This window comes from Massilia niastensis DSM 21313 (assembly GCF_000382345.1).
In the GTDB taxonomy this organism is placed as follows: domain Bacteria; phylum Pseudomonadota; class Gammaproteobacteria; order Burkholderiales; family Burkholderiaceae_D; genus Telluria; species Telluria niastensis.
Window position 1 is genome coordinate 77,849 of sequence record NZ_KB908078.1, and the last position, 18,217, is coordinate 96,065.

Below are 18,217 nucleotides of genomic sequence, written 5' to 3' on the forward strand. Positions count from 1 at the left end.
CTGTGCGCGCTGATCGGCGTGAAGCTGACCGGCGGCGACAACAACGTGTTCACCCAGATCGCGCTGTTCGTGCTGGTCGGGCTGGCCTCGAAGAATGCGATCCTGATCGTGGAATTCGCCCGCGAGCTGGAAGACCACGGCCGCAGCGTCGTGCAGGCCGCGCTCGAGGCGAGCCGCCTGCGCCTGCGTCCGATCCTGATGACCTCGATCGCCTTCATCGCCGGCGTGGTGCCGCTGGTGTTCTCGAGCGGCGCGGGCGCCGAGATGCGCCACGCGATCGGCATCGCCGTGTTCTCGGGCATGCTGGGCGTGACCTTCTTCGGGCTGTTCCTGACCCCGCTGTTCTACGTGCTGCTGCGCATGCTGGCAAAGCGTTTCGACAAACCGGCCGCGCATGCCGTGGCGGTACACCGCACCGAAGGAGTGCACTGAGATGAAAACCATGATTGCCAGGGGCGTGGCCCCATTGCTGGCGGCGCTGATCCTGAGCGCCTGCGCCACTCCCGAGTTCAAGCAGCCGCAGATCGAGACCCCGACCGCCTTCCGCGAGTCGCAGGTCCCGGCGCCGGCGGCTGAGGTCGAGGGCATCGAAGGTTCGCGCTGGAAGCCGGCCCAGCCGGCCGAGCAGCAGCCGCGCGGCCAGTGGTGGCTGGCCTTCAACGATCCGGCGCTGACCGCGCTGGTCGATGAGGCGAGCGCCAACAACGCCAACCTGGCGGTGGCGGCGGCCCGCGTCAAGCAGGCGCGCGCCATCGCCGGCATCGCCAACGCCGACCGCCTGCCGCAGGTGGGCCTGGGCGTGGGCGCCCAGCGCGCCCGTCCGTCGGCGCTGGAAGCGAACCAGCCGCAGGGCGCGTCGGTGCCGGCGCAGACGAGCTACTCGGCCAGCCTGAGCGCCAGCTACGAAGTCGACCTGTTCGGCCGCGTCGCGGCCGGCGTGTCGGCGGCGCGCAGCGATGCCGCCACCTCCGAGGCCAACTACCGCTCGGTGCTGCTGGCGCTGCAGGCCGACGTGGCCCAGACCTACTTCCGCCTGCGCGCCACCGATGCGGAGCTGGACACCGTGGCGCAGACCGTGCGCCTGCGCGAGGAAAGCGTGAAGGTGACCCAGCGCCGCTTCGACCTGGGCGACATCGGCGAGTTCGACCTGTCGCGCGCCAGGACCGAGCTGGCCACGGCGCGCGCCGAAGCCATCGGCCTGCAGCGCCAGCGCGCCACCGCCGAGCATGCGCTGGCGGTCCTGCTGGGCAAGCCGGCGGCGAACTACGTGGCCGGTCCGAGCCCGCTGCTCGATTCGACCCTGATGCCGGCGATCCCGGCCGGCCTGCCGTCGTCGCTGCTGGAGCGCCGTCCCGACATCGTGGCGGCCCAGCGCGCGATGGAAGCGTCGAACTCCCGCATCGGCGTGGCGCGCGGCGCCATGTTCCCGGCGCTGACGATCAGCGCATCCGGCGGCGGCGTGGGCGGCGCGTTTGCCGACGTGTTCAAGTGGAGCAGCCGCTCGTGGGTGCTGGGCGCGCTGATGTCGGTGCCGCTGATCGACGGTGGCCGCAACCGCAACAACGTGATCCGCAGCGAAGCGGTGCTGGAGGAGTCGGTCGGTACCTATCGCCAGAGCGTGTTGACGGCGTTTGCGGAAGTCGAGGACAACCTGGCGGGCCTGCGCATCCTCTCAAGCCAGGCGGAGCAGATCGATGCGGCGCTGGTGTCGGCGCGCCGTTCGGCCGACCTGGCGCAGAAGCTGTATGACGCCGGGCGTTCGAGCTATCTCGACCTGCTGGATGCGCAGCGCAACCTGGCGTCGGTGGAGCGCAGCGCGGTGCAGCTGCGTGGCAACCGGGCGGTGACGACGGTGGCCCTGATCCGCGCGCTGGGCGGCGGCTGGGATGCGGCCAGGCCGGAAGGGAAGGCGCTGGCCCTGAACTGATCTTCCCGTTCTCCCCGTGGCATTGATTTGCCCTTTGCGGCGGCCGCGCAAGCGCCCGCCGCTTTTTTTGCGTGGATGGCTGCGGCCAGGCGATATGCCGATGAGGCTACAATGAATCCCATGCCGAACCCGATCGCATCCCCAGCTTCCGCCATCCTTGCCGGCCTCGCCCCCGTCATCGATGCCGGCACCCGCATCCTCATCCTGGGCAGCTTCCCCGGCGCCGCCTCACTCGCCGCCGGCCAGTATTACGCGCACCCGCGCAATCAATTCTGGAAATTGGTCGGCGCTCTCGTTGGCGAAGACCTGTACTCGTTGCCCTACGCCGAGCGCCTGCCGCGCCTGATCGCCCACCGCATCGGCCTGTGGGACGTCCTCGCCGCCTGCGAGCGCGAAGGCAGCCTCGATTCCGCGATCCGCAAGCCCGCCGCCAACGATTTCGAGCGCCTGCGCCATTTGTGCCCGGCGTTGGAGACGGTCGGCTTCAATGGCCAGGCATCAGGAAAGTTCGCGCCGCAGTTCGCGCAAGCCGGCTACCGCACCGTGGTCCTGCCGTCGAGCTCACCCGCGCACATGGCGATGAGCTTCGACCAGAAACTGCAGGTCTGGCGCGGGCTGGTCGCGGATGCCGGCCCGGATCGGCCGGCGCAAGGCTCCCTGCTCTGACTTCCCGGCCCTGGCGCGCCTGTCAGCGAACCCGCGTCCCGGTCCCCGCGATCTTGCGCAAGTGCGCCAGCTTGGCCGAATACAGCTCGCGCATGTCGCGCCGCGTGCTGTTGTCGATGGCCATCGCGATGTGTTCGCGCGCATCGCCCAGGTGGCCCAGGCGCATGTGCGCGATGCCGAGCCAGAAGCGGAACTCGTCGTTGTAGGGCGCGCGCTTGACCTCGCGCTCGAACAGGGCCTTCGCCTCGTCGAAGTCGCCGGCGCGCAGCGCCACCATGCCCTTTTCGAAGTAGTGGTAGGGCGGGAATGGATCGACGCTGGCGATGCGCTTGGCCAGTTCGGCCGCTTCGGCATTCCGGCCGAGCGACACCAGCACCGGCTGCAGGTTGCGCATCACCGCCGCGTTCTCGGGCTCGCGCTCGAGCGCCGCCTTGAAGACCGCTTCCGCCAGCGCCGGATTGCCATGGCGCTGGTAGATCACGCCCAGGGTGTTGAGCGGCGAGACCGCGCCCGGGCGCGCGCTGACCGCCGCCTTGGCCCACCAGTACGCGTCGTTGAGACGCTGCTGCACCAGCGCCTCGGCGGCGCGGTTGTTCAGGTAGAGCGCGACGATGTCCTCTTCCTCGAGCTCGCGGGTGCGGAACTTGCCGGCATCCTCGCGCGGCAGGAAATCGACCACCAGCACCCGGTCGGGATCGTAGCCGCGCTGTGCGTCGACCGCGCGGTTACCCAGGCTGATGTTGATGTGCGAGCTGGAGAGATACAGCCCGCCGTTGCGGCTCCAGGTGCTGTCGACGTCCACGCTCTGGTAGTGCACCGGCATGCCGAGCTCTTTCGCGAACGCGGCCGTCATGATGACCAGCGACAGGCAGTTTCCCGCGCGCGCCGCATAGGTCTGCGAGGCCGTGCGCGTGGTCGTGGATTCGTATTCGAGCTTGAGATCGGTCTTGCTGTACAGCGCTTCGATCAGGCCGTGGCGTGAACCTTTCGTGCGCAACAGCTGGGTGAACCTGGGACTGTTCAGGTAATCCTTCATCGCGGGACTGAGCGTGAACAGTTCCTTCGCGCTGACCGGTTCGGAAGGGGGGGCAAAGCCGGCATCGGCAAACAGCGCCGGCGGCGGGGTGGTGGGTGGCATCACGCTGCTGCATCCTGCCAGCAATACGGATAGCAAAACGATGAAGCGCTTCATGTCTCCTCCTGCGCAGCTTTGAATCAAGTATCTGCCTGTACAGGAGGGATGTCAAAAGTATGTATATTTACTACTCTTCGTGGAAGGCTTCCACCAGTTCGTCCAATAGTTCGGCGGTTTCCTCGTCCGACAGACCGAGGTAGGCGCAGGCGCCGGCGCCGCCCTTGTTCCATTCCAGCGATTCGGCATGGCCCTGGTAGCTGCAGATCGCGCTGTCGGCCAGCACCGACAAGGCCACCAGCGAGCGCACCGCCGGCGCGGTCGCGGCGTCGTCGAGCACGCTGAAATCGTGGTGGTGCAGGATGGCCCAGCCGACATCGCCCGACAGGCCCCAGTTGCGAGCCAGCAAGCAGCCGACGGCGGCATGGCTGGTGCTGTGGCGCTCGTCCTCGAGCGCGGTGAAGGGGCGTTCCGTTTCCAGCGAAGCGGCCGCATAGGTCGCGGCGTAATCGGGGAAGCGGTCCATCAGCAGCGGTACGCCGGTATCGCAGAACAGGCCGAAGGTGTGCGCCACGTCCGGTTCGCCCACGCGCAGGCGGCGCGACAGGAAGACCATGGCCTGCGCCCGGCGCGAGGAAATGTCCCAGAAGCTGGCCAGCGCCGCGCTGTTGGCGGGAATCGCCTGGCGCGCCAGCAGGCCGGTCATCAGTGCCGCCACCTGGTTAATGCCGAGGAACAGGATCGCCTGCTCGATCGACTTGGCCTTGCGGCGGCTGCCGAAAATCGCCGAGTTGGCGAGCTTGAGCAGGGCGCCGGACATGCCGACGTCGCTGGCCACGATCTTGCCGATCGCTTCCGGCGACGGGTCTTCCGAGGCCAGCTCGCGCTGGAGGTCGGCCAGCAGGCTGGGACGCGGCGGAATGCGGATCGACTTGATCAGGGCGTCGACCTGATCGACCTGCTGGATGGGCTCGGCGACGGTGTTCATGGGATGGGAATGAATGCTTCTGGGAAAGGCGACAACAGCTGTCACTATACCCCAGCCGTTTTTATCTTGCAGTAAAGCAATGGTAAATCTGTGTCAATTTCACCAAAACGCCGGGTCATCCCGACCCGATATAGAATCGGCGCATGGCCAATTCGACAATTGCAGGAATCGATTTTTCGGCGCCGGCGGAGCTCGTCGCGCGCCAGCTGATCGGCGTCACGGTGCTGATCGATGGGGTGGGCGGACGCATCGTCGAGACCGAGGCGTACGACCGCGAAGACCCGGCCTCGCATGCCTATTCCGGTCCCACCGAGCGCAATGCCTCGATGTTCGGTCCCCCGGCGCACGCCTATGTGTACCGTTCGTATGGCATCCACTGGTGCCTGAACTTCGTGTGCCGCGAAGCCGGGCACGGGGCAGGGGTGCTGATCCGGGCGCTGGAACCGGTGGCCGGGCTGGATGTGATGCGCGCGCGGCGCGACGCCGACGACGAATGGCTGCTGTGCTCCGGACCGGGCAAGCTGTGCCAGGCGCTGGGCGTGACGCGCGCGCTGAACGGGATGTCCCTGGCCGGCCCGCCGTTCGAGCTGCTGCCGGCGGAAGGCGAGCTGCCAGTGATCGCCGGCCCGCGCATCGGGATCTCGAAGGCGGTCGACGTGCCCTGGCGCTTCGGCCTGGCCGGCTCGCGTTTCTTCAGCCGGCCGTTCCGCTAGCGCGTCATGCGCGGCGGCGCCGCGCCGGCGGCAGGGCGGGCACCGCCTTGCCGCGCATCGGACTGCCTGGCGCGCGCCGTTCGCCCACGCCCTGGAAATCCGCGTCGTCTTCCTCGGCCGCCGGCAGCGCCGGGGCTTCCTCCTCGGCGCCGCCGGCCTGCGTGATGCGGAAGATCGAGACCGTCCTGGCCAGGTTCACGGTCTGGTCGTGCAGGCTTTCGGCGGCGGCCGCCGCCTGTTCCACCAGGGCTGCGTTCTGCTGCGTCATGCCGTCCATCTGTCCGACCGCGCGGTTCACTTCGGCGATGCCGTCGGCCTGCTCGGTGCTGGCGACGCTGATGCGGCCGATGATGTCGTTCACCTGGCGCACCGAGGCGACGATGTCGCCCATGCTGGCGCCGGCTTCGCTGACCGAGGCGTTGCCGCCTTCGATGATGGTCACCGAGTCGGCGATCAGGGACTTGATTTCGCGCGCCGCCGCGGCCGAGCGCTGCGCCAGGGTGCGCACCTCGGCGGCGACGACCGCGAAGCCGCGTCCCTGTTCGCCGGCGCGCGCCGCCTCGACCGCGGCGTTCAGCGCCAGCAGATTGGTCTGGAACGAGATCCCGTCGATCACGCCGATGATCTCGACGATCTTGCGCGAACTGGCCTTGATCGATTCCATCGTGGTCACCGCGCGCCCGACCGCCTGGCCGCCGCTGGCTGCCAGCCGGGCCGCCTCGGCCGCCAGTTCCGAGGCCAGGCGCGCGTTGTCGGCGTTGTCCTTCACGGCGGTGGTCAGGGCTTCCATGGTGCTGGCGGTCTGCTCGAGCGAGCCGGCCTGCATCTCGGTGCGGGTCGACAGGTCCAGGTTGCCGCTGGCGATTTCCCTGGATGCGGTGTCGATCGAGCGCACCGCCGTCATGATGCTGTGCAGCGCCGTGTTCAGGCGCGCGATCGTGTGGTCGAGGGCGCGCGAGGCGTCGGCGATCTCGTCGCGTCCCGTGCTGGCGCCGGGCGGCGCGTCGAGGCGGCCTTCGGCCAGCTCGCCCACCACCTGGGCGATGGCGCGGATCCCGGCCAGCATCGCGCGCCGCACCAGCATCGTGACCGCCAGCGAGAGCGCGATCGACAGCAGCACCATCCCGGCCATGGTCCATCCGAGCGTGCGGAATTCGGCCTTGGCGGCGGCGTGCGCGTCCTCGCTGAGTTTCTTTTCCAGCGCCGCCAGCCGCGTCAGTTCGGCGTCGAGCGCGACGAACTGCGTTTCCGCCTTCTGCATGGCATTCGTGGCGATCGACTGGTCGACCTGGGCCAGTTCGATGGTCTCGCCGACCGCCTTGCGGTAGGCGCCCAGCGCCGCCAGCGAGGCCTCGAGCGGGGCGCGCTCGGCGCTGTCGGCGGCCTGCGCCATCCTGCCCAGCTGTTCGGCGATCGCGCCATGCTTGCGCTGGATGTCGGCGGTGAGGGCGGCCAGGCGGTTCCGGGCGAAGCTGCCGTTGACCCAGGCCAGCAGCTGGTAGATGTTCGCATGGGCGAAGCGGGCGTCGCCGGCCACGTCGGCAACCGCCTGCAGGCGCGCGGCGCGCACCTGCACCATGTGTTCGAGCGATGCGTTCTGGCGCACCATGCCGTAGTAGGCGGCGCCGGACAGCAGGGTCAACAGCACCAGCACCAGGCCCGGGGCCAGCAGGAGCTTGGGGCCGATCCGCAATTTGTTCAGCATGGTGGACTCCAGTGAGCGTGGGCGCTGCGCTTGAGGCGTGCAGCAGCGATGGGCCTGCGAACCCGGAGGGGAGCCAGGTTCGCAGGGCAGGGCTGCAGCCACTTATTTCTTGTAGATCCCCGCTTCGAGCACCACATCGTCGACGCGCAGGATGTAGGTCGTCTTCGGCTCGATCTTCCCGGTGGTCGGATTCTTGTACTGGTAATCCACCCACCCCTTGCCCCTGGCCGCCGCCAGCTCGATGATCTCGCGCCGGTACTTCTTGCCGTTCGCATCCGGCACGTCGGTCAGGTCCTTGCCGACGATCGACGGGTTGTACGGATGGGCGAGCACGATGCCGGTCTTGAGGTCGCGCAGGTCGACATACAGCGAGCCCTGGACGAAGTCGGGATCCTTCGCATTGATGCGTTTCATCATTTCATCCTTGCCCTTGGCCTTGATCAGGGCCGCGCCACGCTCGGCCATCGCGATGGCGTCCTTTTCGGTCGGTTCGTTGGCCAGGACGGCGGACGAGGTCAGGCCCAGGCACAGGGCGGCTGCAGCGGCGATCAGCTTCATTGGGGTTCCTTTCGCGTGATGTACTTTCAACATATCCCTAAAGTGCATTCACTAATGTAGCGAGCCGACTTCCTCATGGGTTGCGGTAGCACAACACTACTGCGCGCCAGTGCGCCCCGTTGCGCATTGGCCTCACCAGTTTCCTACTGCATGGCCTTTTGTCCTAACCGCAGGCCTAGGAACAATCTGATTGATTGGCGGCAATTCAGTCCCCCTTTGCGGTCCTAAGATGAATTCTTCCCGGCAACTCTGCCGTTTCCCGACCTTTCCCTTCTGGAGAATTCCCGTGACCACGACTGAATCGACGCCGACCAAGTTCAAGCCGTATTCGCGCCAGACGATCGTTGCCGCGCGCCAGTGGCAATGGCTCACGCCCGAGCTGCAGGAAGCGGTGCAGGTGGTGTCCCATGTGTTGCCGTTCCGGACCAACGCCTACGTGATGGAAGAGCTGATCGACTGGGACAAGGTGCCGGACGACCCGATCTACCGCCTGACTTTCCCGCACCGCGACATGCTGCCGCCGCACGAGTACGAGCAGTTGCGCGACCTGGTGCTGGACAAGAAGGACGAGGCGGAAATCTCACGGCTGGTGCACCGGATCCGCATGCGCATGAACCCGCACCCGGCCGGCCAGATGACGCACAACGTGCCGCGCGTGAACGACGCCCCGCTCAGGGGCCTCCAGCACAAGTACAAGGAAACCGTGCTGTTCTTCCCCAGCGCCGGCCAGACCTGCCACGCCTACTGCAGCTTCTGCTTCCGCTGGCCGCAGTTCGTGGGCATGGAGGACATGAAGTTCGACGCGCGCGAGAGCAGCGAACTGGTGTCCTACCTGAAGAGCCATCCGGACGTGACCGACGTGCTGCTCACGGGTGGCGACCCGATGATCATGAATACGCGCTCGCTGGCCGAATTCCTCGAGCCGCTGCTGGCGCCGGAGCTGGGCCACATCCAGAACATCCGCATCGGCACCAAGTCGGTGGCCTACTGGCCGCAGCGCTTCGTCTCGGACAAGGACAGCGACGACCTGATGCGGCTGTTCGAGAAAGTGGTCCGCAGCGGCAGGAACCTGGCCATCATGGGCCACTACAACCATGCGGTCGAGCTGCGCCATCCGGTCGCCCAGCAGGCGGTCAAGCGCATCGTCGGCACCGGCGCCACCCTGCGCATGCAGGGGCCCCTGATCCGCCACATCAACGAGGATCCGAAGAGCTGGGCCGAGCTGTGGACCACCGGCGTGCGCCTGGGCGCGATTCCCTACTATATGTTCGTCGAACGCGACACCGGGCCGCGCGAGTATTTCTCGCTGCCGCTGGCGCGCGCGCACGAGATCTTCCAGGAAGCCTATTCGATGGTGTCGGGCCTGTCGCGCACCGTGCGCGGCCCGTCGATGAGCGCCTTCCCGGGCAAGGTCGTGATCGACGGCGTGGTGACCATCAATGGCGAGAAGCTGTTCGCGCTGCAGTTCCTGCAGGCCCGCAATCCCGAATGGGTGCGGCGCCCGTTCTTCGCCAGGTACGATCCCGATGCGACCTGGCTGGACCACCTGAAGCCCGCCTTCGGGCGCGACCGCTTCTTCTTCGAGCTCGAAAGCGGGGGACCGCTGCTCGGTCCGGGCGGGCGCGTGATCCCGCTGGTGCCGGGCGGCCAGCGCGGCAACGATCCCCAGCCCGACGCGGCCCGGCCTGGCGCGGCCCGCCCCGACGCCGCATGACCCGGCCCGGCCTGCCATGATTCCCCCGGCAGCAGATCCGATGCCGCGCCTGTCCGGCGTGGCGGTGTTCTTCCATGTGTTCCTGCCGTTCGCGCTCGGGCATTACCTGTCTTCGCTGCTGCGCAACGTGAACGCGGTGCTGGCCTCGCAGCTGGTCGGGGAACTGGCCCTGGGCCCGGGCCAGCTGGGCCTGCTGACCAGCGCCTTCTTCTTCGCCTTCGCGCTGGTGCAGCTGCCGGTCGGCATGGCGCTCGACCGCTACGGCCCGCGCAGGGTGCAGCTGGCGATGCTGGTGGTGGCGGGCTGCGGGGCGCTGCTGTTCGCGCACGGCGCCGGCTTCGGCCAGCTGCTGCTGGCGCGCGCCGTCATGGGCTGCGGGCTGGGGGGATGCTTCATGGCGGCCGTCAAGGCGGTCTCCACCTGGATCGCGCCGAGCCGGCTGCCCTCGGTGCACGGCTACCTGATCGCGGTCGGCGGCCTGGGTGCGGCCACCGCCACCCTCCCGGTGCGCAGGATGCTCGAATACACCGACTGGCGCGGCCTGTTCGTGCTGCTCGCCGCCGCGATCGCCTGCACCGCCCTGTTGATCGCGCTGCTGTACCCGCGCACCGGCCAGCCTGCCGCCCGCCGCGCACCGCTGCCGCAGGCGCTGCGCGAGGTCTGGCAGGCGCCGAGCTTTCGCGGCGTGACCTCGCTGGTGCTGGTCCCGCATGCGGTGTTCTTCGGCGTCCAGGGCCTGTGGATCGGCCGCTGGCTGGCCGACGTGGCGCGCTTTCCCGAGGCGGCGGTCGCCTGGCTGCTGTACCTGGGCATGGCGGCGCTCATCTTCGGCGCCATCGCGGTCGGCATGATCACCGAGTGGGCCGCCCGGCGCGGCGTGCCGGCGCTCGATGTCGCCGCCGCCGGCGTGACCGTGTTCGTGCTGGTGCAGGCCGCCTTCGTGGTCGGCTACCGGCCCGGCTTCCAGATGCTGTCGGTGCTGTTCACCCTGGTGGGCACGATCACCGGCATCGAGTACGCGATCGTGGCGCAAAGCATGCCGCGCGAGCTGACCGGCCGCGCCGCCACCGTCCTCAACCTCCTGATCTTCATCGGCGCCTTCCTGGTGCAGGCCGGATTCGGCGTGGTGGTCGAGCTGTGGACGCCCGACGGCGCCGGATGCACGCCGGCCGCCGCCTACCAGGCGGCCTTCGGCCTGCTGGTGCTGGTCCAGCTGCCCGGACTGTGGGCCTTCGCGCGGCGCCGCAAGCTGCCCGCGGCGGCGGCGCAGGCGGCGCCGTCCTGAGGGCTGTGTTTTCTCTGCGGTAATGAACGAGGCATAGTCTTTTGTCAATATAAAATCAATCCGTTCATTCCCAGGAGAGGAAACCATGACCACCCGATTGCCACGCCTGTGTGCAGGCGCCACCCTGCTGCTGCTCGCTGCCTGCGGCGACAAGTCCACCCTGCCGGCCGGCGCCGATGTCGGCCCGACGCCGACGCTCGTGAAGCCCGTCAAGTCGACGATCCCGACCGTCGATATCGCTCCGGCCAAGGGCTGGCCTTCCGGCGCCACGCCGAAGCCGGCGGCCGGGCTGGGGGTGAACGTCTTCGCCACCGCGCTCGACCACCCGCGCTGGGTATACGTGCTGCCGAACGGCGACGTGCTGGTGGCCGAGAGCAATGCGCCGAAGCGTCCGGAAGAGCACAAGGGCATCAAGGGCTGGATCATGAAGAAGGTGATGGCCAAGGCCGGCGCCGGCGTGCCGAGCGCCAATCGCATCAGCCTGCTGCGCGACGCCGACGGCGACGGCGTGGCCGAGTTCAAGCGCGTCTTCATGAAGGACCTGAACTCGCCCTTCGGCATGGCCCTGGTCGGCGACATGCTGTACGTCGCCAACACCGACGCCATCGTGCGCGTCCCCTACAAGGAAGGCGATACCGAGATCACCAGCGCGCCGCAGCCGGTCGCGCCGCTGCCGGGCGGGCCGCTGAACCACCACTGGACCAAGAACATCATCGCCAGCAAGGACGGCGCCAGGTTGTATGCCACCTCGGGCTCGAACAGCAACGTCGCCGAGAACGGGATGGACAAGGAAGTGAACCGCGCCGCCATCCTCGAGGTGGAGATCGGCACCGGCAAGACCCGCTTGTTCGCGTCCGGCCTGCGCAACCCGAACGGCATGGCCTGGAACCCGCAGACCGGCGCGCTGTGGACGGTGGTGAACGAGCGCGACGAGATCGGCAGCGACCTGGTGCCCGACTACCTCACCTCGGTCAAGGATGGCGGCTTCTATGGCTGGCCCTACAGCTGGTACGGCAAGCACGTCGACGAGCGCGTCAAGCCGCCGCGCCCCGACCTGGTGGAAAAGGCGATCGTGCCCGACTACGCGCTCGGCGCCCACGTGGCCGCGCTCGGGCTGACCTTCTACGAAGGCGCCTTGCTGCCGCAGTACGGGGGCGGCGCCATCATCGGCCAGCACGGTTCCTGGAACCGCAAGCCGCTGTCGGGCTACAACGTGGTGTTCGTGCCGTTCAAGGATGGCATGCCGAGCGGGAAGCCGGTCGAGATCCTGGGCGGCTTCGTGGACAAGAACGGCGATGCGCTCGGCCGGCCGGTCGGCGTCGCGATCGACAAGGGCGGCGCGCTGCTGGTCGCCGACGATGTCGGCAACGTCATCTGGCGCGTGGCGCCAAGCGCCCGCTAGTTCAGGCGCATCCCGACACCACCAGCAGCAGCGGGATGCCCGACCACGCCACCGCGACGGCCGCCAGCACCGCGCTGGCGAGCGCCGCGTAATCCGCCAGGGCGCCCTGGCCCAGGCGTGCGCGTGCACGCCACGCCAGCCACAGGCAGGCGGCCAGCGCGGCCACGGTGGCCACTCCCAGCAGCAGCCGGTCCGGCCCGCCCGGACGCAGGCTGCCCGGCGAGCACTGGGCCGCCGCCAGTCCATAGCACAGCGCGAAATGCAGGGCCCAGATCAGGAAGGGCAGGGTGCCGCGCGCCAGGCGCAGGAAGAAGTGTTCGTTCACGCTCACTCCATCAGCAGCGGCAGGATGCGGATCGCGAGCATGCCGGCGATGCCCTGCAGGGTGACGTAGTGCCAGACCAGGGCGATGTTGTCGAGCGTGGCGCGGCTACCTGGCGTCAGGTGGCCGCGCCAGACCCGCAGGGCCAGGTAGGGCGCCAGGATCGCGAGCAGCACGATGTGCAGGCCCTGGTAGCCGACGATGGTGCCGATCGCCGCGCTCCAGGCGTTGGCGGTGGGGTCGAGCCGGGCCAGCTGCTGGCCGTGCAGGTCGCACAGGAAGGACGCCGCCGCGCAGCCCAGCGCCAGCAGCGCCAGCCAGGGCAGGCGGCGCCAGTCCATGCGCCCGGCCACCCAGATGAGCGCCGAGCCGGCCGCCAGCAGGCCCGCCGACAGCCACTGCCACATCGCGGGCGGCAGCGCCGCGCCGGGCGGCGGACAGATTTCGAGGCGCATCGAGAGGTGGATATAGGTGAACACGAAGGAAGCGAAGATGCTCGCGTCCACGATCAGCATGATCATCGTGCCCCACCACGAGTGCGAGGCCATGCCGCGCGCGCCGACCGGCAGCATCACGCCCTCGGCCACCTTCGCTTCGCGGATCGGCGGCGGACGGTCGGACTGCCACATCCAGGCCAGGGTCGCCGCGATCGCGGTGATCCCGAACACCCAGGCCAGCCAGACCAGCTTCACGGTCAAGAGCAGGAAGAAGCCGGCGGTGCCGAGCGCGGCCAGCACCGTCATCCAGCTGTCGCCGGGCAGGATCATCAGGTAGCGCGGTTCGGCGGCGACCGGGCTGGTGGCGATGGTCTCGCGCCTGCCGGTGGCGGTATTCGGCAGGTAATGCTGGCCGGCCTCGACTTCCTCGGACAGGGTCGGCTGCTGCCACAGCGGCTCGCTCGAGTTCACGCGGGCGATGCTGCGGTTGCCGTAGTCCTCGGAGGGCAGCCATTCGAGGGTCGAGGCGTTCCATGGATTGCCGACCTCGCGTTCCGGGCGGCGCAGGGTGCGCGCCGTGTCGATCGCGAACAGCAGCACGCCGGCCGCGAAGGTGAACGCGCCCACGGTCGAGAGCATGTTGAGCAGGTCCCAGCCGAGATCCGGCGCATAGGTGTAGACCCGGCGCGGCATGCCGTACAGGCCGGTGATGTGCATCGGGAAGAAGGCCAGGTTGAAGCCGCCGAACATCAGCCAGAACACCCAGCGCGCGAGCCGCTCGGACAGCTGGTTGCCGTTGATCAGGGGCAGCCAGTAGTACATGCCCGCGAATACCGGGAACACCATCCCGCCGATCAGCACGTAGTGCAGGTGGGCGACGATGAAATAAGTGTCGTGCACCTGCCAGTCGAAGGGAATCACCGCCACCATCACCCCGGTCAGGCCGCCCAGCACGAAGATGAACATGAAGCCGAGCAGGAACAGCGCCGGCGCGCTCATGCGCACCCTGCCGCTCCAGAGCGTGGCGATCCAGCCGAACACCTGGATCGCGGTCGGCACCGCGACCGCCATGCTGGCGGCCGAGACGAAGCCCATCTCCATCGCGCCCAGCCCCGCCGTGAACATGTGGTGCGCCCACAGGCCGAAGCTGAAGAAGCCGACGCCCACCAGCGCCACGATGATGGCGCGCCGCCCGACCAGGGGCGCGCTGGCGATGGTCGGGATCATGGTCGAGACCATCCCGGCCGCCGGCAGGAAGATGATGTACACCTCGGGGTGGCCGAAGAACCAGAACAGGTGCTGCCACAGCAGCGGATCGCCGCCGCGTTCGGCGTCGAACAGGGGCCAGTCGAAGGCGCGTTCCAGCTCCAGCAGGGCGGTGCCGGCGATCACGGCGGGGAAGGCGAACACGATCATCACGCCCACCACCAGCATCGCCCAGGCGTATACCGGCATGCGCGCCAGGGTCATGCCCGGCGCGCGCGTGAACAGGATGCCGACGATCAGCTCGATCGCGCCGGCGATGGCGGAAATCTCGATGAAGCCGATCCCCAGCAGCCAGAAGTCGGCGTTCAGTCCCGGCGAATACTTGGCGCCGGTGAGCGGCGGATACATGAACCAGCCGCCGTCCGGGGCCAGGCCGACGAACAGGGTGCAGAAGAAGGCCAGGCCGCCGAAGGCATAGGCCCAGTAGGCATAGGCGGACAGGCGCGGGAAGGGCAGGTCGCGCGCGCCCAGCATGTTGGGCAGCAGGTAGACCGCGATCGCCTCGACCACGGGAATCGCGAACAGGAACATCATCACGGTGCCGTGCATCGTGAACACCTGGTTGTAGGTGCCGGCGTCGAGCAGGGTGTTCTCGGGCACGGCCAGCTGCACCCGCATCAGCAGCGCCAGGATCCCGGCCAGCACGAAGAACAGCAGGGCGGTGCCGATGTACAGCAGGCCGATGTTGGTGTTGTTGACCGACTTGAAGAAGCGCCAGCCGGACGGGGTGCGCCAGACTTCCTCCAGGCGTTCGAGTTCGCCGTCGGGACGGGGCAAGGGGTTGGGGAAGGTGGCGTCGCGCTTCATTTCAGGTGCTCGAGATAGGTGGCCAGCGCGCGCAGCGATTCGCCGTCCAGGTCCTGCGACCCCGGCATGAACACGCCGGGCTTGATGCCCTGCGGATCGGCGATCCAGCCGGCCAGGGCGCCGCGGTGGTTGCGCAGGACGCCGGCGCCGATGTGCATGCGGCTGCCCACATGGGTCAGGTCCGGTCCCAGGCGCGAGTACTCGGCCACGCCGCGGATCGTGTGGCAGGCCTGGCAGCGCTGTTCCAGGAAGGCGGCGCGGCCGCGCTCCAGCACCGGGCTGGAGGCCGGCGCCGCGGGGGCGGCCTGGCGCGCCAGCCAGGCATCGAACTCCTCGGGCGACTTCGCGACCACGTGCAGCGCCATGCGCGCGTGCTGCTCGCCGCAGTACTCGGCGCACTGGCCGCGGTAGACCCCGGGTTTGTCGGCGCGCAGGGTCAGGCCGGTCACCCGGCCGGGGATCATGTCGCGCTTGCCGGCCAGGTTCGGCACCCACAGGCTGTGGATCACGTCCGCCGCGTTCAGGCCGAGATAGACCGCCTTGCCGGTCGGGATGTGGATCTCGTTGGCGCTGACGATCTCGCGCCCGCTGGCCGGGTCGTGGTAGCGCACTTCCCACCACCACATCTTGGCGGTCACCGAAATGGTCAGCGCCTTGTGCGAGGACTGCGGCACCAGCTGGGTGCTGCGCCAGGTGCTCCATGTCAGCAGGGCGGTGAGCAGCACGACCGGAAAGGCCACGCCGGCGCCCGCGATCCACAGCGCCGGCCGCACCGGGCGCGCCTGGCGCCGCATGCTCAGCATCAGGAGGGCCATGACGGCCACGAAGATCAGCGCCCCGGCGCCGAACATCACCCAGGCGAACTGGTGGATGATGACCGCATCGGGGCCGGCCGGGTGGAGGACGGATTGCAGCGTGCCGTTCATCGCAGCGTGTACAGGTAGGCGGCCATGTGGCGCGCCTCGTCTTCGGACAGTCCCAGCGCGGGCATCAGGGTGCCGGGCTTGAGCGAAGGCGGATGCTGCAGCCAGCGCACCATCCGGGCCGGCTGGTTGGGGATGCCGCCGGCGATGTAGCTCAGGCGGCCGATGTGTTCGAGCGAGGGGCCGGCGTCGCCGCCGGCGCCCTGTACGCCCGGGATCGCATGGCAGGCGCCGCACTGGTATTGCCTGATCAGTTGCAGGCCGCGCTGCGGGTCGCCGCCCGGCACCCGGACCCCGTGCTCCCCCTTGCCGCACCCGGCCGCCAACGCTGCGCACAGGAGGGCGCAGGCGGCGCGGAAGGCCTGTAAACACGGGTGGAATGGGGTGGTCGGGGAGCGCACGTTACGTTTTTCTCGATTTGCCTGTCGCTTTTATAATACAAGAAACATGATGTAATTTTTTTAACAGAACACCCTAGGTTATGCTATCGAATCGTGCGCGATTGATCATCCGGACCGTGCTGCTCACGCTATTGGCGGTGGGGGTGACGGCCGCCGCCGCCGGCATGACGGTCCTGCGCGCGGGGTGGTACAACATCGGCGCCACCCAGCAGCATCATCCGCTGGTGCACAAGGTGCTGGAGAAGGGCATGCACTATTCGGTGCGCTTCCATGCGCGCGAGGTGCGGGTGCCCGCCCTGGGCGCGCCGCAGCAGGTGCTGCGCGGCGCGGCGGTCTACCGGGACAGGTGCGTGCAGTGCCACGGCGCCCCCGGCGTGGCCCAGGACCGGCACGGCATGAGCATGCAGCCGGTGCCGGGGCCCCTGGTGGACGCCACCGCGCGCTGGAAGCCGCGCGAGCTGTACTGGATCACGCGCCACGGCGTGAAGATGAGCGGCATGCCGGCCTGGGAATACCACCTGAGCGATGAGGACCTGTGGGCCGTGGTGGCCTTCGTGGCGTCGATGCCGGCCTTGACGCCGGACCAGTACCGCGGCATGGCCGGGCCGGAGGCGCAGCCATGAGCGCGCGCGGCGCCGCCGTGCTGCTGGCCGTGCTGGCCCTGCTGGCGGGCTGCAAGCGGGACGGGCGCCCGGCGCCGGGCCTGCAGGGCGACCCGCAGCGCGGCCGCATCGCGCTCACCCAGTATGCCTGCCACGCCTGCCATGTGATTCCGGGCGTGGCGGGGTCGGAGGTGTATGTCGGCCGGCCGCTCGAAGGCCTCGCCAAGCGCAAGTTCATCGCCGGGAAGCTGCCGGCCAGCCAGGCCAACCTGGTGCTCTGGATCCGCAACCCGCAGGCGATCGATCCCGAGACCGCGATGCCGGCCATGGGCGTGAGCGAACGCGATGCGCTCGATATCAGCGCCTATCTTCTCAGCCAGTAGGTTCTCAGCCAACCAGGCCGCGTCCTTGGTATCATCGGCAGCTGGTCCGTGCACATACGGCGCGCGGACGACGAATCAGTTCACTACCAGGAAGAAAAAGCATGAGATTGGTGCGCTATGGCCGTCCGGGCAAGGAAAAGCCGGGCATGTTCGACGAAGAGGGCCGCCTGCGCGACCTGTCCGGCATCATCGACGATATCGACGCGTCGGTCCTGTCCGACAAGGCGCTGCGCAAGCTGGCGAAGATCGACTACAAGACCCTGCCGCTGGTGCGCGGCAATCCGCGCCTCGGCGTGCCGGTCAAGGGCATCGGCAAGTTCATCGGCATCGGCATGAACTACGCCGACCACGCCGCCGAGACCGGCCTGGCGGTGCCGAAGGAGCCGGTGTTCTTCACCAAGGCGATCAGCAGCCTGTCCGGTCCGGACGACCCGATCCAGCTGCCCAGGGGATCGAGGAAGACCGACTGGGAAGTGGAGCTGGGCGTGGTGATCGGCGCCCGCGCGCAGTATGTCGAGGAACAGGATGCGCTCGGGTACGTGGCCGGCTACTGCGTGGTCAACGACGTGTCGGAGCGCGCCTACCAGTTCGAGCTGGGCTCGCAGTGGGACAAGGGCAAGGGCTGCGACACCTTCGGACCGGTCGGTCCGTTCCTGGTGACGCGCGACGAGGTGTTCGACGTGCAGGACCTGGACCTGTACCTGGAACTGAACGGCAAGCGCATGCAGACCGGGAATACCTCGACCATGATCTTCACGGTGGCGCAGATCGTCAGCTATGTGTCGCGCTTCATGACCCTGGAGCCGGGCGACGTGATCACCACCGGCACGCCGCCGGGCGTGGGCATGGGGCGCTCGCCGCAGCGCTTCCTCAGGAAGGGCGACCAGCTGAGGCTGGGCATCGCCGGGCTGGGCGAGCAGCAGCAGGAAGTGGTGGCCTTCCCGAAGGCGAAATAAGGACCGGCGCGGCTGCGCCACGCCGTGGCG

The 18,217-nt window shown here is 68.5% G+C and carries 18 protein-coding genes; 10 read left to right on the forward strand and 8 right to left on the reverse strand.

Annotated elements, in window-relative coordinates; all coding sequences use genetic code 11:
• The 3 genes from H162_RS29955 to H162_RS0102685 form a co-directional block, all read left to right on the forward strand.
• On the forward strand, positions 1–432 hold a 432-nt coding region (locus H162_RS29955), incomplete at its 5' end, for an efflux RND transporter permease subunit (protein WP_040786259.1).
• A gap of 1 nt (position 433) precedes the next feature.
• Positions 434–1,927: an efflux transporter outer membrane subunit gene (locus tag H162_RS0102680; protein WP_026354141.1), complete on the forward strand. Its 1,494-nt coding sequence runs from the start codon at positions 434–436 to the stop codon at positions 1,925–1,927.
• 120 nt (positions 1,928–2,047) lie between these two features.
• Positions 2,048–2,593: a DNA-deoxyinosine glycosylase gene (locus H162_RS0102685; protein ID WP_051109866.1), complete on the forward strand. Its 546-nt coding sequence runs from the start codon at positions 2,048–2,050 to the stop codon at positions 2,591–2,593.
• A gap of 22 nt (positions 2,594–2,615) precedes the next feature.
• On the opposite strand, the gene H162_RS0102690 is transcribed toward H162_RS0102685, so the two are convergent.
• Positions 2,616–3,785: a tetratricopeptide repeat protein gene (locus tag H162_RS0102690; protein WP_026354142.1), complete on the reverse strand. Its 1,170-nt coding sequence runs from the start codon at positions 3,783–3,785 to the stop codon at positions 2,616–2,618.
• 70 nt (positions 3,786–3,855) lie between these two features.
• Positions 3,856–4,713: an HDOD domain-containing protein gene (locus H162_RS0102695; protein WP_020651904.1), complete on the reverse strand. Its 858-nt coding sequence runs from the start codon at positions 4,711–4,713 to the stop codon at positions 3,856–3,858.
• A 143-nt stretch (positions 4,714–4,856) separates the two neighbouring features.
• On the opposite strand from H162_RS0102695, the gene H162_RS0102700 reads away from it, so the two are divergent.
• A complete protein-coding gene (locus tag H162_RS0102700; protein WP_020651905.1) occupies positions 4,857–5,426 on the forward strand; it encodes a DNA-3-methyladenine glycosylase in 570 nt (189 codons plus the stop codon).
• 4 nt (positions 5,427–5,430) lie between these two features.
• Here H162_RS0102700 and H162_RS0102705 read toward each other — a convergent pair whose 3' ends face one another.
• Positions 5,431–7,131 carry a methyl-accepting chemotaxis protein gene (locus H162_RS0102705; protein WP_020651906.1) on the reverse strand — a complete coding sequence of 567 codons (1,701 nt, stop codon included), beginning with the start codon at positions 7,129–7,131 and terminating at the stop codon, positions 5,431–5,433.
• Positions 7,132–7,233: 102 nt separating this feature from the next.
• Positions 7,234–7,689 carry a cache domain-containing protein gene (locus tag H162_RS0102710; protein ID WP_020651907.1) on the reverse strand — a complete coding sequence of 152 codons (456 nt, stop codon included), beginning with the start codon at positions 7,687–7,689 and terminating at the stop codon, positions 7,234–7,236.
• A 286-nt stretch (positions 7,690–7,975) separates the two neighbouring features.
• On the opposite strand from H162_RS0102710, the gene H162_RS0102715 reads away from it, so the two are divergent.
• From H162_RS0102715 to H162_RS0102725, 3 genes are all read left to right on the forward strand, one after another.
• Positions 7,976–9,403, forward strand: coding sequence for a KamA family radical SAM protein (locus H162_RS0102715; RefSeq protein ID WP_020651908.1), 1,428 nt, complete (start codon positions 7,976–7,978; stop codon positions 9,401–9,403).
• A gap of 40 nt (positions 9,404–9,443) precedes the next feature.
• The gene (locus H162_RS29960) at positions 9,444–10,688 is read left to right on the forward strand and encodes an MFS transporter (RefSeq protein ID WP_020651909.1); all 1,245 of its coding nucleotides are present in this window, start codon (positions 9,444–9,446) and stop codon (positions 10,686–10,688) included.
• An 85-nt stretch (positions 10,689–10,773) separates the two neighbouring features.
• Complete coding sequence (locus H162_RS0102725) at positions 10,774–12,090, forward strand: PQQ-dependent sugar dehydrogenase (protein WP_026354143.1); 1,317 nt, start codon at positions 10,774–10,776, stop codon at positions 12,088–12,090.
• A gap of 1 nt (position 12,091) precedes the next feature.
• On the opposite strand, the gene H162_RS0102730 is transcribed toward H162_RS0102725, so the two are convergent.
• Genes H162_RS0102730 through H162_RS0102745 form a run of 4 tightly spaced genes read right to left on the reverse strand, consistent with a single transcriptional unit; the run spans position 12,092 to position 16,246 of the window.
• Positions 12,092–12,415, reverse strand: coding sequence for a hypothetical protein (locus H162_RS0102730; RefSeq protein WP_020651911.1), 324 nt, complete (start codon positions 12,413–12,415; stop codon positions 12,092–12,094).
• A gap of 2 nt (positions 12,416–12,417) precedes the next feature.
• Positions 12,418–14,922, reverse strand: coding sequence for a cytochrome c oxidase subunit I (ctaD, locus tag H162_RS0102735; RefSeq protein ID WP_020651912.1), 2,505 nt, complete (start codon positions 14,920–14,922; stop codon positions 12,418–12,420).
• Complete coding sequence (coxB, locus tag H162_RS0102740) at positions 14,919–15,848, reverse strand: cytochrome c oxidase subunit II (protein ID WP_020651913.1); 930 nt, start codon at positions 15,846–15,848, stop codon at positions 14,919–14,921. Before coxB ends, ctaD begins: the two co-directional genes overlap by 4 nt.
• Positions 15,845–16,246, reverse strand: coding sequence for a c-type cytochrome (locus tag H162_RS0102745; protein ID WP_156885447.1), 402 nt, complete (start codon positions 16,244–16,246; stop codon positions 15,845–15,847). Before H162_RS0102745 ends, coxB begins: the two co-directional genes overlap by 4 nt.
• Positions 16,247–16,347: 101 nt before the next feature.
• Here H162_RS0102745 and H162_RS35145 point away from each other — a divergent pair, with 101 nt between their 5' ends.
• The 3 genes from H162_RS35145 to H162_RS0102760 all read left to right on the forward strand — a co-directional run bounded on the left by H162_RS35145 (position 16,348) and on the right by H162_RS0102760 (position 18,187).
• Positions 16,348–16,869 (forward strand): c-type cytochrome, encoded by a 522-nt coding sequence (locus tag H162_RS35145; RefSeq protein ID WP_026354144.1) that lies wholly within the window; start codon positions 16,348–16,350, stop codon positions 16,867–16,869.
• Positions 16,866–17,231 carry a c-type cytochrome gene (locus tag H162_RS35150; protein ID WP_026354145.1) on the forward strand — a complete coding sequence of 122 codons (366 nt, stop codon included), beginning with the start codon at positions 16,866–16,868 and terminating at the stop codon, positions 17,229–17,231. Before H162_RS35145 ends, H162_RS35150 begins: the two co-directional genes overlap by 4 nt.
• A gap of 101 nt (positions 17,232–17,332) precedes the next feature.
• Entirely contained in the window at positions 17,333–18,187 is an 855-nt protein-coding gene (locus H162_RS0102760; protein WP_026354146.1) for a fumarylacetoacetate hydrolase family protein, read from the forward strand.
• Positions 18,188–18,217: the final 30 nt, after the last annotated feature.

Excerpts from the sequence above, each read along its gene's own strand:
- H162_RS0102680 (WP_026354141.1), top strand. The coding sequence starts at position 434 with ATGAAAACCATGATTGCCAGGGGCGTGGCCCCATTGCTGGCGGCGCTG.
- H162_RS0102685 (WP_051109866.1), top strand. The coding sequence starts at position 2,048 with ATGCCGAACCCGATCGCATCCCCAGCTTCCGCCATCCTTGCCGGCCTC.
- H162_RS0102690 (WP_026354142.1), bottom strand. The coding sequence starts at position 3,785 with ATGAAGCGCTTCATCGTTTTGCTATCCGTATTGCTGGCAGGATGCAGC.
- H162_RS0102695 (WP_020651904.1), bottom strand. The coding sequence starts at position 4,713 with ATGAACACCGTCGCCGAGCCCATCCAGCAGGTCGATCAGGTCGACGCC.
- H162_RS0102700 (WP_020651905.1), top strand. The coding sequence starts at position 4,857 with ATGGCCAATTCGACAATTGCAGGAATCGATTTTTCGGCGCCGGCGGAG.
- H162_RS0102705 (WP_020651906.1), bottom strand. The coding sequence starts at position 7,131 with ATGCTGAACAAATTGCGGATCGGCCCCAAGCTCCTGCTGGCCCCGGGC.
- H162_RS0102710 (WP_020651907.1), bottom strand. The coding sequence starts at position 7,689 with ATGAAGCTGATCGCCGCTGCAGCCGCCCTGTGCCTGGGCCTGACCTCG.
- H162_RS29960 (WP_020651909.1), top strand. The coding sequence starts at position 9,444 with ATGCCGCGCCTGTCCGGCGTGGCGGTGTTCTTCCATGTGTTCCTGCCG.
- H162_RS0102725 (WP_026354143.1), top strand. The coding sequence starts at position 10,774 with ATGACCACCCGATTGCCACGCCTGTGTGCAGGCGCCACCCTGCTGCTG.
- ctaD (WP_020651912.1), bottom strand. The coding sequence starts at position 14,922 with ATGAAGCGCGACGCCACCTTCCCCAACCCCTTGCCCCGTCCCGACGGC.
- coxB (WP_020651913.1), bottom strand. The coding sequence starts at position 15,848 with ATGAACGGCACGCTGCAATCCGTCCTCCACCCGGCCGGCCCCGATGCG.
- H162_RS35150 (WP_026354145.1), top strand. The coding sequence starts at position 16,866 with ATGAGCGCGCGCGGCGCCGCCGTGCTGCTGGCCGTGCTGGCCCTGCTG.
- H162_RS0102760 (WP_026354146.1), top strand. The coding sequence starts at position 17,333 with ATGAGATTGGTGCGCTATGGCCGTCCGGGCAAGGAAAAGCCGGGCATG.